Consider the following 17194-nt stretch of genomic DNA (forward strand, 5'->3'; position numbering starts at 1 on the left):
TTCCTTCGTCTCCGAGCTCATTGCGGCGAGGGCGTGGTCGGCCGGGTTCACCCGAGGTCCTCCTGCGCCATCCGGATCAGGGCTTCCGCATCCATCTCGTCGATCGACGCGCCGCCGACCTCCTCGGTTGCCGTTTCGGGCGTCCCACTGTCCGCCAGTTCCCGCAGGGTGCCCAGGAGTCCGGCCATCCGCAGTCGGTCGATCGGGATCGACGCTAGCAGCGCTCGGATCTCCTCCTCCTCGGACTTCGGGCGGGCCGCCGCGTCGGGGACGATCTCCGGCAGGAGGTGGCGGGCGATGGCCGCCGGCGACGGGTGGTCGAACACGACGGTGGCGGCCAGTCGGACGCCGGTGGCCTGGGTGAGCCGGTTGCGCAGTTCGACGGCGCTCAGCGAGTCGAAGCCGAGGTCCTTGAACGCGCGCTCCGGGTCGATCGAGGCGGCCGAGGCGTGGCCGAGGACGGCCGCGACCTGCGCCTGGACGACCTCCAGGACGATCCGCTCGCGCTCCGCCTCCGGCACCGCCCCGAGCCGCTGGGCGAGCACGCCCGCCCCGGCGTCGGCCGCCCGGGCCGGCAGCCGGACCAGGCCGCGCAGCAGCGGCGGCAGCAGGCCCGCCCGGGCCTGGGCGCGCAGCACGGCGGCGTCCAGCAGGACGGGCGCCACCACGGCGGCGTCCACCTCCAGCGACCGGTCGAACAGGGCCGGGCCGGTCTCCGGGGTCAGCGCGCTGACGCCCATCCGGCCGAGCCGGGCCAGCTCCGCCTCGCCCAACTGGGCGGCCATGCCGGCCGTTTCGGACCACAGGCCCCAGGCGAGCGAGGTCGCGGGCAGGCCGGCGGCCCGGCGGGACGCGGCCAGCGCGTCCAGGGCCGCGTTCGCCGCCGCGTAGTTGCCCTGGCCGGGGCTGCCCATCAGGGCGGCGACGGAGGAGAACAGCACGAACGCCGACAGGTCCGTCCCGGCGGTCAACTCGTGCAGGTGCCAGGCCGCTTCGAGCTTCGGGCGCAGCACGCGCGCGACCTGCTCGGGCGACAGCGACTCGACCGTGCCGTCGTCCAGCACGCCGGCCGCGTGCACCACGGCGGTCAGCGGCTTCGCCGACCCGCCGATCGCGGCCGCCAGTTGCGCGCGGTCCGCGACGTCGCAGGCGACGACCTGCGCGGTGGCGCCCAACTCGGCCAGCTCGGCGACCAGTTCGGCGGCACCCGGGGCCTGCGGGCCGCTGCGGCTGAGCAGCAGCAGGTCGCGCACGCCGTGCGCGGCCGCCAGGTGCCGGGCGAAGACCGCGCCGAGGCCGCCCGTACCGCCGGTGACCAGGACGGTCCCGTCCGCGCCCAGCGGGGCCGGGACGGTCAGCACGACCTTGCCGACGTTGCGGCCCTCGCGCAGGTGGCGCAGCGCCTCGCGGCCCTGCCGGACGTCCCAGGTGCGGACGGGCGCGAACCGCAGGACGCCCTGCTCGAACAGGGCGACGATCTCGGCCAGCAGCTCGGCCAGGCGCCGCGGCCCGGCCTCCCACAGGTCGAACGCGCGGTAGGCGACGCCCGGCCGGGCGGCCGCGACGGCGTCCGCGTCGCGGATGTCGGCCTTGCCCATCTCCACGAACCGGCCGCCGCGCGGCAGCAGGTCCAGCGAGGCGTCGACGAACTCGCCGGTGAGCGAGTTCAGCACCACGTCCACCCCGGCGGCGCCGGTGGCCGCCAGCAGGGCGTCCCGGAAGCCCGGGTCGCGGGAGTCGGCGATGCGGTCGGCCGCGATGCCCTCGGCCCGCAGCCCGTCCCACTTGGCGCGGCTCGCCGTGGCGAACACCTCCGCGCCGAGGTGCCGGGCGAGCTGCACGGCGGCCGTGCCGACCCCGCCGGCGGCGGCGTGCACCAGCACCCGCTCGCCCGCGCGCAGCCCGGCCAGGTCCACCAGGCCGTAGTAGGCGGTCGCGTACGCCACCGGGACGGAGGCCGCCTCGGTGAACGACCAGCCGTCCGGGATCCGGGCGAGCAGCGCCCGGTCGGCGACGGCCACCGGGCCGAAGGAGCCGCCCACGATCCCGAACACCCGGTCGCCGGGGGCCAGGTCGGTGACGTCGGCGCCGACCTCCAGCACCGTGCCCGCCGCCTCGGCGCCCAGCGGGACGTCGTCGGGGTACACGCCGAGGGCGATCAGCACGTCGCGGAAGTTCACCCCGGCGGCGCGGACGGCGATCCGCACCTCGCCGGCCGCGAGCGGACGGCGGGCGGTCGACGGGGTGACCTCGACGCCGTCCAGGGAGCCCTTGCGGGTGACGGACAGGTGCCACGGCTCGTCGGCGGCCGGGGCGGGCGCGGCGGTCAGGCGCGGGGCGAGCACGCGCTCGCCGCGCACGGCGACCTGCGGCTCGTCGGCGTCGAGCAGCGCGCCCCAGTCGGGCGCCTCGCCGTCCGTCTCGCCGCCCGTCTCGCCGTCCGTCTCGCCGTCCGTCTCGTCCAGGTCGACCAGCAGGAACCGGCCCGGGTGCTCGGACTGCGCGCTGCGCAGCAGGCCCCACAGCGCGGCCTGGGCGACGTCCGCCGCCCCGCCGTCGACGGCCACCGCGTTCCGGGTCACCAGGGCCAGCCGGACCTCGGCCGTCCAGTCGGCGGCCAGCCACCGCTGCACCAGGGCCAGCGCCCCGACGACGGCCTCGTGGGCCGCCTCCGCACCTCGGGCGGCGACGGACGCGACGACCAGCTGCGGCTTCGGGGCGCCCTCGGCGAGCGCCTGCTCCAGCGCGGCCAGGTCGGCGAACGGCTCGCCGTCGACGCCCGCGCCGCCCAGCACCGCCGGGCGGACGGGCTGCTGCGCCGCGCCGAGCGCCACCGGGGACCAGTCCAGCCGGTAGACGGACTGCCCGCCGCCGTTGCGCAGCCGCTCCAGCTGGGCCGCGTCGACCGGGCGCATGTCCAGCCGCTCCAGGCTCAGCACCGGCTCGCCCTGCTCGGACACCACGTCCAGCCCGAAGGCGGCCTCGTCCACCCGGCGCATCCGGATCCGCACCCGGGACAGGCCGCGCGGCGCGATCCGCACCCCGGACCAGGAGAACGGCAGGAACGCCTGGTCGTTGGGCCCGTCCGAGAGCAGGCCGGCGTGCAGGGAGGCGTCGAACAGCGCGGGGTGGATGCCGAAGCCGTCGCCGCCGGTGTCGCCCGGCAGGGCCACCTCGGCGTACACCGCCTCGCCGACGCGCCAGGCCGTCCGGACGCCCTGGAACACCGGGCCGTAGTCGAAGCCGAGCTCGGCCATGCCCGCGTACAGCGCGGCGCCGGTCAGCTCCGTGCCGCCGGCGGGCGGCCACTCGGTCGGCAGCCACACCACCGGGGCGGCGCTCTCGGCGGCCAGCCAGCCGCGCGCGTGGCACACCGACTCGACGGCCTCCTCGGCCGCCGCCTCCGGGCGGGCGAACACCGCCACCTCGCGGCGGCCGTCCTCGCCCACCGTGCCCACGGTGACCCGCAGTTGGGCGGCGGCGCCCTCCTCCAGCAGCAGCGGCGACTCCATCACCAGCTCGTCCACCACCGGCACACCCACCCGGCGACCGGCCGCCGCGACCAGCTCCACCCACGCCGTACCGGGGACGATCACGTGGCCGAGCACGACGTGGTCGGCCACCCACGGCTGGGCGCCTGCGGTGAGGCGGCCGGTGAACAGCCACTCGTCGCGGTCGCCGACCTGGGCGGCGGCGGCGAGCACCGGGTGCTCGATCCGGTCCAGGCCGGCGGCCGTGACGTCCCCGGCGCCCGCACCCGGGGTCAGCCAGAAGCGCTCGCGCTGGAAGGCGTAGGTGGGCAGGTCGACGAGCTGGGCGCCGGTGCCCGCGTAGAAGGCGGTCCAGTCGACGGCGGTGCCGGTGGTGTGGGCCTGGCCCACGAAGGCGGCGAAGGTCTCGCGGTCGTCCTGCTTGGCGCGCAGGGCGGCGGTGAACGCCGCCTCGGTGTCCTCGTCGACGCACTGGCGGGCCATGGCGGTGAGCACGGCGTCGGGGCCGAGCTCCAGGAAGCGGCGAACTCCCAGGCCCCACAGGGTGGTCACGCCATCGGCGAAGCGCACGGCCTGGCGCACGTGGCGGACCCAGTACTCGGCGTCGAAGGTCTCGACCAGGGCGCCGGTGACGTTGGAGACCACCGGGATCTGCGGCTTCGCATAGGTCAACTTCTGCGCGACCGCGCGGAATTCGTCCAGCATGGGCTCCATGCGGGGCGAGTGGAACGCGTGCGAGACCCGCAGGCGCGTGGTCTTGCGGCCCTCGACCCTCGGCAGCCACTCCTCGGCGGCGTCCGCGTCGCCCGAGACGACGATCGCGGTGGGCGCGTTGATCGCGGCGATCTCCAGCCGGCCCTCGAAGCCGGCCAGCGACTCGGCGACCTCGGCCTCGGTGGCCTGGACGGCGACCATCGCGCCGCCGGCGGGCAGCGCGCCCATCAACCGGCCACGGGCCACCACGAGTTCGGCGGCATCCGCGAGCGACAGCACGCCCGCGACATGCGCGGCGGCGATCTCGCCCACCGAGTGGCCGACCAGGTAGTCCGCCCGCAGGCCCAGCGAGTCGGCCAGGCGGAACAGCGCCACCTCGACGGCGAACAGCGCGGCCTGGGTGAACTCGGTCGCGTTCAGCTCCTCGCCGCCGGCCGCGATCAACTCCCGCACCGAGCGGCCCAGTCGGGCATCGAGCTCGGCGCAGACCTCGCTCAGCGCCCGCTCGAACACCGGGAAGGCGCCCGCGAGTTCCAGGCCCATGCCGGCCCGCTGCGAGCCCTGCCCGGTGAACAGGAACGCCGACTTGCCGCCGACCGCACCCGCCCCCGCCGTGACGGCCGACAGCCGCTCCAGCAGTTCCTCGCGCCCCGAGGCCACCACGACCGCGCGCCGCTCCAGCAACGCCCGGCTGGTCGTCGCCGAGAACGCCACGTCCGCGACCGAGAGTTCGGGCTTCGCCAGCAGGTGCGACCGCAGCCGCTCCGCCTGCGCCCGCAGCGCCGCGTCCGTCCGGGCGGACACCACGACCGGCAGCGGCGCAGCCGGCCCGGCCGGCTCGACCGCCACCGGCTCGGACGCCGGCGGCTCGGACGCCGGCGGCTCCTCCACGATGATGTGGGTGTTGGTGCCGCTCACGCCGAAGGAGGACACGCCCGCCCGGCGCGGCCGCTCGCCGGCCGGCCACTTCCGGGCCTCGGTCAGCAGCTCGACCCGGCCGGACTCCCAGTCCACGTGCGAGGACGGCTCGTCCACGTGCAGGGTCTGCGGCAGCAGCCCGTGCCGCATCGCCATGACCATCTTGATCACGCCCGCCACGCCGGCGCCCGCCGAGGTGTGTCCGATGTTCGACTTGATCGAGCCCAGCCACAGCGGCTCGTCCCCGGCCCGCTCCCGGCCGTAGGTCGCCAGCAGGGCCTGCGCCTCGATCGGGTCACCCAGCTTGGTGCCCGTCCCGTGGCCCTCGACCGCGTCCACGTCGGCGAGCGACAGGCCGGCGCTGGCCAGCGCCGCCCGGATCACCCGCTCCTGCGAGGGGCCGTTGGGCGCGGTGAGGCCGTTGCTGGCGCCGTCCTGGTTGATCGCGGTGCCCCGGATCAGGCCGTGGATGCGGCGCCCGTTGCGGCGCGCGTCGGACAGCCGCTCCAGCACGAGCAGCCCGAGGCCGTCCGAGAAGCCGGTGCCGTCCGCCGCCGACGCGTACGCCTTGCAGCGCCCGTCCTCGGCCAGGCCGCGCTGGCGGCTGAACTCGCGCAGCATGAACGGGCTGGGCATCAGCGTCACCCCGCCCGCCAGGGCGAGCGAGCACTCGCCGTTGCGCAGCGCCTGCACGGCCATGTGCATGGCCACCGAGGAGGACGAGCAGGCGGTGTCGACGGACACCGCCGGGCCCTCCAGCCCGAGCAGGTAGGAGATCCGGCCCGAGGACACGCTCGCCGCGCCGCCGGTGAGCTGGAAGCCCTCGATCTCCGGCAGGGCGCGCTCCTGCCCCATGCCGTAGTCGGTGACGCTCAGGCCGCAGTAGACGCCGGTGTCGCTGCCGCGCAGCGCGCCGACGTCGATCCGCGCGTCCTCGAAGGCCTCCCAGGAGGCTTCCAGCAGCAGGCGCTGCTGGGGGTCCATCGCGGTCGCCTCGCGCGGGCTGATGCCGAAGAACTCGGCGTCGAACTCGCCGATGCGGTCGACGAATCCGCCGCCCCGGGCGTAGACCGTGCCGGGCTGCTCGGGGTCCGGGCTGTACAGCCGCTCCAGGTCCCAGCCGCGGTCGTCCGGCAGCGGCGCGATGGCGTCGCGCCCCTCGGCGACCAGCTCCCACAGCTCGTCCGGCGAGGACACCCCGCCGGGGTAGCGGCAGCTCATGCCGATGATCGCCAGCGGCTCGGTCGCCCGGGACTCGGCCTCCTCCAACTGCGCCCTGGTCTCGTTGAGTTCGAGCGCGACCTTCTTGAGGTAGCGGACCAGCTTCTCCTGCTGGTCGACGTTCTCCGTCATCTCCGTGTCCCCCGTCACTCGTCCCCCAGCTGAACATCGATCATTCGGAACAGGTCCTCGGCGGTGGTCGCCGCCTCGAGCTGCTCCCGCTCGCTCTGCGCCCGGCTCACCGGCTCGCCCTCGGCCGTGCCGCCGGCCGCTGCCGCGGCTCCGGCGCTGATGGCCGACAGCAGGGTGCGCAGGCGCTTGGCCACCCGCTGCTGCTCCTCCGCCGAGCTGGCGGCGAGCATCTCCTCCAGCCGGCGGACCTCCTGGTCGATCGGAGGCTCGGCCGGCGTGCCGCCGCCCAGCTCCGACAGCAGCAGCTCCGCCACCGCCGCCGGCGTCGGGTGGTCGAACACCAGGGTGGCCGGCAGCCGCACGCCCGTGGACTGGGCGAGGCGGTTGCGCAGTTCGACGGCGCCGAGCGAGTCGAAGCCGAGGTCCTTGAAGGCCCGGTCCGGCTCGATCGCGGCCGCCGAGGCGTGCCCGAGGACGGCCGCGACCTGCGCCTGGACGGCCTCCAGCACGATCCCCGCGCGCTCTGCCTCCGGCACCGCCGCCAGCCGCTGCACCAGCATGCTCGCCCCGGTGTCGGCCGCCCTGGCGGGCAGCCGGACCAGGCCGCGCAGCAGCGGCGGCAGCATCCCGGCCCGGGCCTGGGCGCGCAGCACGGTGGTGTCCAGCAGCACCGGGGCCACCACGGCCGCGTCCACGTCCAGCGACCGGTCGAACAGGGCCGGGCCGGTCTCCGGGGTCAGCGCGCTGACGCCCATCCGCTCCAGTCGGGCGAACTCGGCCTCGCCCAACTGGGCCGCCATACCGGCGGTTTCGGACCACAGGCCCCAGGCCAGCGAGACCGCCGGCAGGCCGGCGGCCCGGCGGGACGCGGCCAGCGCGTCCAGCGCCGCGTTCGCCGCCGCGTAGTTCGCCTGGCCCGGGCTGCCGATGAGCGCGGACACCGAGGAGAACAGCACGAACGCCCTGAGCTCGGATGCGGCGGTCAGCTCGTGCAGGTGCCAGGCGGCGTCGAGCTTCGGGCGCATCACCCGCTCGACCTGTGCGGGCGACAGCGAGGCGATCACGCCGTCGTCGAGCACACCGGCGGCGTGCACGACGGCGGTCACCGGGTACTCCAACGCGCCGAGCGCGGCGGCCAGTTGCTCGCGGTCGGCGACGTCGCAGGCGACGACCTGCGCGGTCGCGCCCAACTCCGCCAGCTCGGCGACCAGTTCGGCCGCGCCGGCGGCCCGCGGGCCGCTGCGGCTCAGCAGCAGCAGGTGGCGCACGCCGCGGGCGGCGGCGAGGTGGCGGGCGAAGACCGCGCCCAGGCCACCCGTACCACCGGTGATCACCACCGTGCCCTCGGCGTCGAACGCCACCGTCTCCGGCTCGCCGGCCGAGGCCTTCACCAGGCGCGGCGCCAGCGGCTTGCCGGCGCGCACCGCCAGCTGCGGCTCGTCGGCGTCCAGCAGCGCGCCCCAGTCCGGCTCGGAGCCGTCCAGGTCCAGCAGCAGGAACCGGTCCGGGTTCTCGGACTGCGCGCTGCGCAGCAGGCCCCACAGCGCGGCCTGGGCGGCGTCCGCCGCCCCGCCGTCCACGGCCACCGCGTTGCGGGTGACCAGGGCCAGCCGGACCTCGGCCGTCCAGTCGGCGGCCAGCCACCGCTGCACCAGGGCCAGCGCCCCGGCCACGGCCTCGCGGGCCGCCTCGGCCCGGTTGCCGCCCTCCGGGGTGGCCACGGACGCGAGGACCAGCCGCGGCTTCGGGGCACCCTCGGCGAGCGCCTTCTCCAGCGCCGCCAGGTCGGCGAACGCCTCGCCCTCGACACCGGCTCCGCCCAGCACCGCCGGGCGGACGGGCTGCGCCGCGCCGAGCGCCACCGGGGACCAGTCCAGCCGGTACACCGACTGGGCGCCACCGCGCCGCAGCCGCTCCAGCTGGGAGAGGTCGACCGGGCGCATGTCCAGCCGCTCCAGGCTCAGCACCGGCTCGCCCTGCTCGGACACCACGTCCACCCGCAGGGCGGACTCACCGGCGGGCGAGATCCGGACCCGGACCCGGGACAGGCCCTGACGTCCGCCCGTCACCTTCGACCATGAGAACGGCAGCAGGGTCGCGCCGCCGTCCGCGCCCTTCTCCGCGAACGCGCCGTGCAGCGTCGCGTCGAACAGCGCCGGGTGGAGAGCGAAGCCCTCGCCGCCGGTGTCGCCCGGCAGGGCCACCTCGGCGAAGACCTCGGAGCCCACGCGCCAGGCCGTCCGCACGCCCTGGAACACCGGGCCGTAGTCGAAGCCGAGCTCGGTCATGCCCGCGTACAGCGCGGCGCCGGTCATCTCGGTGCCCCCGGCGGGCGGCCACTCGGTCGGCAGCCAGGCCGCCGGAGCGGCGCCCTCGGCCGCCAGCCAGCCACGGGCGTGGCAGACCGCCTCCGTCACCTCGTCGGCCGCCGACTCCGGACGGGCGAACACCGCCACCTCGCGGCGGCCGTCCGCACCCGCGACGCCCACCGTGACGCGCAACTGCGCGGCGGCGCCCTCGTCCAGCAGCAGCGGCGACTCCATCACCAGCTCGTCCACCACCGGCGCACCCACCCGGCGCCCGGCGGCCGCGACCAGCTCCACCCAGGCCGTGCCCGGGACGATCACCATGCCCAGGACGACGTGGTCGCGCACCCACGGCTGCGACTCGGCGGAGAACCTGCCGGTGAACACCCACTCGTCGCGGTCGCCGACCTGCACGGCCGCCGCCAGCACCGGGTGCTCCATCCGGTCCAGCCCGGCCGCGACGACGTCGCCGCCCTGCGCGGACGGGGTGAGCCAGTAGGTCTCCCGCTGGAAGGCGTAGGTCGGCAGGTCGACGACCTTGGCGCCGGTGGCGGCGAACGCGGAGTCCCAGTCGACCTTCACGCCGGCGGCGTGGGCCTGGCCCAGGGACAGCAGGAAGCGCGGCAGGCCGCCCTCGTCCCGCTTCAGCGAACCCACCACCGAGACCCGGCCGTTGGCGTCCGCAGCCTCGACGGCATCCTCGACCGCCATGGTGAGGACGGGGTGCGGGGAGGCCTCGACGAAGCAGCCCATGCCCTGGTCGATCAGCGCGCGGATGGCAGGCTCGAAGCCGACCTGGCCGCGCAGGTTGGCGTACCAGTAGGCGGCGTCCACGCCCGCCGTGTCGATGAACTCGCCGACGACGGTGGAGTAGAACGGGATCCGGCCGCTGGTCGGCTCGACCGGCGCGAGGGCGGCGAGCAGCTCGGCCTCGATCGTCTCGACCTGCTGCGAGTGCGAGGCGTAGTCCACCTTGACCTTGCGGGCACGGACGCCGTCGCGCTCGCAGGCCTCGAACACCTCGTCCAGCGCGGCGACTTCACCCGCCACGACCACGGCGGCCGGGCCGTTCACGGCGGCGACCGAGAGCCGGCCCGCGTACGGCGCCAGCAGTTCCTCGACCTGGTCGACGGGCAGGGCCACCGACATCATGCCGCCCAGGCCCGCGAGCTTGTCGCGCACCAACTGGCTTCGTACCGCGACGATCCGGGCCGCGTCGCGCAGCGACAGGCCGCCCGCGACGTACGCCGCCGCGATCTCGCCCTGCGAGTGGCCGACCACGGCCGCGGGCTCCACGCCGTAGGAGCGCCACAGCGCCGCGAGCGACACCATGACGGAGAACAGGGCCGGCTGGACGACGTCCACCCGCTCGAACGACGGGGCGCCCTCCCTGCCGCGGAGGACGTCTTCGAGGTTCCAGTCCACGAACTCGGCCAGCGCTTCGCCGCACGCGGCGATCTCCGCCGCGAACACCGGCGCCGAGTCCAGCAGTTCGACGGCCATGCCGACCCACTGCGCGCCCTGGCCCGGGAACACGAACACCGGCTTCACCGTGCCACCGGCCGAACGCCCCTCCACCACCAGCGGCGAGGGCTCGCCCAGCGACAACGCCGCCAGACCCGCCAGCAACTGCTCACGATCAGCGGCCGCCACCACACCCCGGTGCTCCAACTGCGCCCGCGTCGTCGCCGCCGAGAACCCCACATCGGCGAGCGACAGCTCCGGCCGCGCCACCAGATGCGCCCGCAGCCGCTCCGCCTGCGCCCGCACCGCCGCCGCACTGCGACCCGACACCGGCACCGCCACCGCTGCCGCCGGGACCGGCTGGGCCTCGACCTGCTCGGACGGCTCCGCCGCCGGCGCCTCCTCCAGGATCACGTGCGTGTTCGTCCCGCTCACGCCGAACGAGGACACCGCCGCACGCCGCGGCCGCCCGTCCACGACCGGCCACTCCCGCGCCTCGGTCAGCAGCTCCACCCGGCCCGCGTCCCACTCCACGTGCGGCGAGGGCTCGTCGACGTGCAGGGTCTGCGGCAGCACCCCGTTGCGCATCGCCATCACCATCTTGATGACGCCCGCCACACCGGCCGCCGCCGAGGTGTGACCGATGTTCGACTTGATCGAGCCCAGCCACAGCGGCTCCCCGGCGCGGTCCCGGCCGTAGGTGGCCAGCAGCGCCTGGGCCTCGATCGGGTCGCCCAGCTTGGTGCCGGTGCCGTGGCCCTCGACGGCGTCCACGTCGTCCGCCGACAGCCCCGCGTTGGCGAGCGCCGCGCGGATCACCCGCTCCTGCGACGGGCCGTTCGGGGCCGTGAGGCCGTTGCTCGCGCCGTCCTGGTTGACGGCGCTGCCCCGGACCAGGCCCAGGATCCGGCGGCCGTTGCGCTGCGCGTCCGACAGACGCTCCAGCACGAGCAGGCCCATGCCGTCCGAGAAGCCGGTGCCGTCCGCGGAGGACGCGTACGCCTTGCAGCGCCCGTCCTCGGAGAGGCCGCGCTGGCGGCTGAACCCGACGAGCAGGTCCGGCGTGGCCATCAGCGAGATACCGCCGACCAGGGCCAGCTCGCACTCGCCCGCGTGCAGGGACTGCGAGGCGAAGTGCAGGGCGACCGACGAGGAGGAGCACGCGGTGTCGACGGACACCGCCGGGCCCTCCAGGCCGAGCGTGTAGGCGATCCGGCCGGACACCACGCTGGTCGTGGTCCCGGTGAGGTGGTAGCCCTCCAACTCCGGTGCCATCGTGGAGTGGTAGCCCGAGGGGACGGTGCCGCAGAAGACGCCGGTGTTGCTGCCGCGCAGCGAGGTCGGGTCGATACCGGCGTGCTCGAACGCCTCCCAGGAGGCTTCGAGCAGCAGGCGCTGCTGCGGGTCGGTGGCCGTCGCCTCGCGCGGGCTGATGCCGAAGAACTCGGCGTCGAACTCCCCGATGCCGTGGACGAATCCGCCGGCCCGGGTGTACGCGGTGCCCGCGTGGTCGGGGTCCGGGTCGTACAGGTTGGCCAGGTCCCAGCCGCGGTCGGACGGGAACGGGCCCATCGCGTCCCGGCCCTCGGCGACCAGCTGCCACAGCTCGTCCGGCGAGGACACCCCGCCCGGGAACCGGCAGCTCATGCCGACGATCGCCAGCGGCTCGGCGGAGTCGACTCGCCGCGCCCGGGCGGCCTTGGTCCGGCCGCTCACGGGCTCCACCGCGATCTGCGCGACCAGCAGGCGCGCCACCGCCGCCGGGGACGGGTGGTCGAACACCAGGGTGGCCGGCAGGCGCACGCCCGTGGACTGGGTGAGCCGGTTGCGCAGCTCGACTGCGCTCAGCGAGTCGAAGCCGATCTCCTGGAAGGCGCGCTCCGGGTCGATCGCGGTGGCCGAGGCGTGCCCGAGCACGCCCGCGACCTGCGCCAGCACCAGGTCCAGCGCCACCCGCTCGCGGTCCGCCTCCGGCACGCCCGCGAGACGGCGGGCCAGCGACCCGCCGGTCTCCGCGCGCCGGGCCGGAGCGGGCGCGAGCCCGCGCAGCAGCGGCGGCAGCAGGCCCGCTCGGGCCTGGGCGCGCAGCACGGCCAGGTCGAGCTGGACGGGCGCGAGCAGGGCCTCGTCCGAGGTCAGGGCGCGGTCGAACAGGCTCAGGCCGAGCTCGGCCGTCAGCGGCTTCGCGCCCATCCGCTCCAGCCGGGCCAGCTCCGCCCCGCCCAACTGGGCCGCCATGCCGGCGGCTTCGGACCACAGGCCCCAGGCCAGCGAGGTCGCGGGCAGGCCGGCGGCCCGGCGGGACGCGGCCAGCGCGTCCAGGGCCGCGTTCGCGGCCGCGTAGTTGCCCTGGCCCGGGCTGCCGATCAGGGCGGCCACCGAGGAGAACAGCACGAACGCCTTGAGATCGGAGCCCGCGGTCAACTCGTGAAGGTGCCAGGCCGCTTCGACCTTCGGCCGCAGCACCCGCTCGACCTGCTCGGCCGACAGCGACCCGATCACACCGTCGTCCAGCACACCGGCCGCGTGCACCACGCCCGTCAGCGGACGCTCCAACCCGCCCAGCACCGCCGCCAGTTGCGCACGGTCCGCGACGTCGCACGCGACGACCCGCGCCGACGCGCCCAACTCCGCCAACTCCGCCACCAGTTCGGCCGCACCCTCGGCCGCCGGACCACGCCGGCTCACCAACACCAGGTGCCGCACACCATAGGCGCTCGCCAGGTGCCGCGCGAACACCGCACCCAGACCACCCGTACCACCGGTGACCAGCACCGTGCCCTCGGCATCGAACTCCACCGCCGCCGGCTCACCGGCCGCAGCCTTCACCAGCCGCGGCGCGAACAGCTTGCCGTCCCGCAGCGCCAGCTGCGGCTCGTCGGTGTCGAGCAGCGCGGCCCAGTCCGGCTCGGAGCCGTCCAGGTCCACCAGCAGGAACCGGCCCGGGTGCTCCGACTGCGCGCTGCGCAGCAGACCCCACACCGCCGCCTGGGCGACGTCCGCCGCCCCACCGTCCACCGCCACCGCGCCCCGGGTGACCAGCGCCAGCCGGGCCTCGCCCGACCAGTCGTCCGCCAGCCACCGCTGCACCAGGGCCAGCGCCTCGGCCACGGCCTCGCGGGCCGCCTCGGCCCGGTTACCGTCCGCCGGGCCGGCGACCGAGGCCACCACCAGCCGGGGAACCTCGCCGCCCTCGGCCAGCGCCTTGCCCAGCGCCGCCAGGTCCGCGAACCGCTCGCCCGCGAGGCCCGCGTCGCCCGTGTCGCCCAGCACCGCCACCCGGACGGCCTCACCGGCGGCGGACGCCACCGGCGCCCAGCCGAGCCGGTACAACGGGCTCTGCGTCGCGCCGGCCCGCGTCAGCTGCGCCCGGTCGACCGGACGGAACACGAGTTGGTCCATGCTGAGCACCGGCTCGTCGTGCTCGTCGACGATCTCGATGCGGAACGCGGCCTCACCGGCCGGGGTGAGCCGGGCGCGGGCGTGCGAGACGCCGCTGCGGTGGAGCCGGACGCCGTTCCAGGAGAACGGCATGACGAGGGTGTCGTCGGGCTTCTCGCCGAAGAGCGAGCTCTGCACCGCCGAGTCGAAGAGCCCGGGGTGGATGCCGAAGGCCGTCCGGGTGTCGGCGTCGTCCGGCAGGGCCAGTTCGACGTAGACGGCGTCCTCGTCCTGCCACGCCTCGACGACGCCCTGGAACAGCGGGCCGTAGTCGTAGCCGATGTCGGTCATGCGGGTGTAGAGCGCCTCCGGGGACAGCGCCTCGGCGCCCGGCGGCGGCCACTCGACGTCCCACCCGGGCGCCGACGACTCGTTCGCCGCCAGCCAGCCCCGGCCGTGGCAGGTCACCTCGCTCGACGCGTCGGCGTCCTGGCCCTCGGGGTGCGAGAAGAGGACGAACTCGCGGCGGCCGTCCGCGTCGGCCTGGCCCACGGTGATCTGCAGGCGGCGCGCGGCGGTCTCGTCCAGGGCCAGCGGCGCCTCGATGACGAGCTCGTCGAGCACCGGGCAGCCGACCTCGCGGCCGGCGGCCAGGCTCATCTCGACCAGCGCCACGCCGGGCACGACGACGGTGCCCATCACGACGTGGTCCCGCGTCCACGGCTGGGCCTGGGTCGAGATGCGGCCGGTGAACAGCCACTCGTCGCGGTCGCCGATGAGCGCGCGGCCGGCCAGCACGGGGTGCTCGACGGCGATGAGCCCGGCGGCCGTGACGTCGCCGCCCAGCGCGGACGGCATCAGCCAGAAGCGTTCGCGCTGGAAGGCGTACGTGGGCAGGTCGACGCGCCGGGCGCCGGTGCCCGCGTAGTAGGCGGCCCAGTCCACGGCGACACCTGCCGCGTACGCCTGGCCGAGGAAGCCCGCGAAGGTCTCGCGGTCGTCCTGCTTGGCACGCAGGGCGGCGGTGAACGCGGCGTCGGCGTCGTCCGGCACGCACTGGCGGGCCATGGCGGTGAGGACGGCGTCGGGGCCGAGCTCCAGGAAGCGGCGAACGCCCAGGCCCCACAGGGTGGTCACGCCATCGGCGAAGCGCACGGCCTGGCGGACGTGGCGGACCCAGTACTCGGCGTCGAAGGCCTCGACCAGGGCGCCGGTGACGTTGGAGACCACCGGGATCTGCGGCTTCGCATAGGTCAACTTGGCGGCGACCGCGCGGAACTCGTCCAGCATGGGCTCCATACGCGGCGAGTGGAACGCGTGCGAGACCCGCAGACGCGTCGTCTTGCGGCCCTCGACCCTCGGCAGCCACTCCTCGGCGGCGTCCGCATCTCCCGAGACGACGATCGCGGTGGGCGCGTTGATCGCGGCGATCTCCAGCCGGCCCTCGAAGCCGGCCAGCGACTCGGCGACCTCGGCCTCGGTGGCCTGGACCGCCACCATCGCACCACCCGCGGGCAGCGCGCCCATCAACCGACCACGCGCCACCACGAGTTCGGCGGCATCCGCGAGCGAGAGCACGCCCGCGACGTGCGCGGCGGCGATCTCGCCGACCGAGTGGCCGACCAGGTAGTCGGCGCGCAGGCCGAGCGAGTCGGCCAGGCGGAACAGGGCGACCTCGACGGCGAACAGCGCGGCCTGGGTGAACTCGGTGGCGTTCAGCTCCTCGCCGCCGGCCGCGATCAACTCCCGCACCGAGCGGCCCAGTCGGGCATCGAGCTCGGCGCAGACCTCGGTCAGCGCCTGCTCGAACGCCGGGAAGGCGCCCGCGAGTTCCAGGCCCATCCCGGCCCGCTGCGAGCCCTGCCCGGTGAACAGGAACGCCGACTTACCGCCGACCGCACCCGTCCCCGCCGTGACGGCCGACAGCCGCTCCAGCAGTTCCTCGCGCCCGGAGGCGACGACGACCGCGCGCCGCTCCAGCAGCGCCCGGCTGGTCGTCGCCGAGAACGCCACGTCCGCGACCGAGAGTTCGGGCTTCGCCAGCAGGTGCGACCGCAGCCGCTCCGCCTGCGCCCGCAGCGCCACGTCGGTGCGTGCCGACAGCACCACCGGCACCGCGCCCGCCGGACGGACCGGGAGGGCCTCGTCCTCGGCAGCGGCCGCCGGGGCCTCCTCCAGGATGATGTGCGCGTTGGTGCCGCTGACGCCGAACGAGGACACGGCGGCCCGGCGCGGCCGCTCACCGGCCGGCCAGTCCCGGGCCTCGGTCAGCAGCTCCACCCGGCCCGAGTCCCAGTCCACGTGCGCGGACGGCTCGTCGACGTGCAGGGTGCGCGGCAGCACGCCGTTGCGCATCGCCATGACCATCTTGATGACGCCCGCGACACCGGCGGCGGTCGAGGTGTGGCCGATGTTGGACTTGATGGAGCCGAGCCACAGCGGCTCGCCCTCGCGCTCGCGCCCGTACGTCGCCAGCAGCGCGTGCGCCTCGATCGGGTCGCCGAGCACCGTGCCGGTGCCGTGGCCCTCGACGGCGTCCACGTCGCCCGTCGACAGCCCGGCGTTGGCGAGCGCCGCCCGGATCACCCGCTCCTGGGACGGCCCGTTCGGGGCCGTCAGACCGTTGCTCGCGCCGTCCTGGTTGACGGCGCTGCCCCGGATCAGGCCGAGGATGCGACGCCCGTTGCGCCGCGCGTCGCTCAGCCGCTCCAGCACCACCAGGCCGAGGCCGTCCGAGAAGCCGGTGCCGTCCGCCGAGGACGAGTACGCCTTGCAGCGCCCGTCCGGGGCGAGGCCGCGCTGGCGGCTGAACTCCATGTGCAGGAACGGCCCGGCGAGCACGGTCACGCCACCCGCGAGCGCCAGCGAGCACTCCCCCGCCCGCAGCGCGTTCACCGCGAGGTGCAGGGCGACGGCGGAGGCGGAGCAGGCGGTGTCGACGGACACGGCCGGGCCCTCCAGGCCGAGCGCGTACGCCATCCGGCCGGACACCACGCTGGTCGTGGAGCCGGTCAGCCGGAAGCCCTCGATCTCGGGCAGGGCGCCGGCCGGCATGGCCGCGTAGTCGGACGGGCCGACGCCGCAGAAGACACCGGTGGAGCTGCCGCGCAGGGTGTGCGGGTCGATGCCCGCGTCCTCCAGCGCCTCCCACGCCGACTCCAGCAGCAGGCGCTGCTGCGGGTCCATCGCGGTCGCCTCGCGCGGCGAGATGCCGAAGAACTCGGCGTCGAACTCGGCGGCGCCGTCGATGAATCCGCCCTCGCGGGCGTAGACGGTGCCGAGCGTGTCGGGGTCCGGGTCGTACAGCTTCTCCAGGTCCCAGCCGCGGTCGGTCGGGAACGGGCCGATGCCGTCCCGCCCCTCGGCGACCAGCTGCCACAGCTCCTCGGGCGAGGTCACCCCGCCCGGGTAGCGGCAGCTCATGCCGACGATCGCCAGCGGCTCGCCGTCGCGCGACTCGTACTCGCGCAGGCGCGCACGGGCCTGGTTGAGGTCGCTCGCCATCTTCTTGAGATAGCGGGCGATCTTCTCCTGCTGCTCGGTGTTCTCTGCCATGTCAGCGCCCCC

2 protein-coding genes are annotated in these 17194 nt (G+C 75.6%); both read right to left on the bottom strand.

Features of this window, described 5'->3' with window-relative positions:
• Positions 1 to 47 precede the first annotated feature (47 nt).
• The gene (locus AB2U05_RS07390) at positions 48 to 6476 is read right to left on the bottom strand and encodes a type I polyketide synthase (RefSeq protein WP_369182806.1); all 6429 of its coding nucleotides are present in this window, start codon (positions 6474 to 6476) and stop codon (positions 48 to 50) included.
• Between the two features lie 14 nt (positions 6477 to 6490).
• Positions 6491 to 17182, bottom strand: coding sequence for an SDR family NAD(P)-dependent oxidoreductase (locus tag AB2U05_RS07395; protein ID WP_369182807.1), 10692 nt, complete (start codon positions 17180 to 17182; stop codon positions 6491 to 6493).
• Positions 17183 to 17194 lie beyond the last annotated feature (12 nt).

It is taken from the genome of Streptomyces sp. Y1, assembly GCF_041053115.1.
GTDB lineage: Bacteria > Actinomycetota > Actinomycetes > Streptomycetales > Streptomycetaceae > Kitasatospora > Kitasatospora rubellomurina.

Bases quoted from the DNA above. Each gene is read 5' to 3' on its own strand.
- AB2U05_RS07395 (WP_369182807.1), bottom strand. From the start codon at position 17,182: ATGGCAGAGAACACCGAGCAGCAGGAGAAGATCGCCCGCTATCTCAAG.
- AB2U05_RS07390 (WP_369182806.1), bottom strand. From the start codon at position 6,476: ATGACGGAGAACGTCGACCAGCAGGAGAAGCTGGTCCGCTACCTCAAG.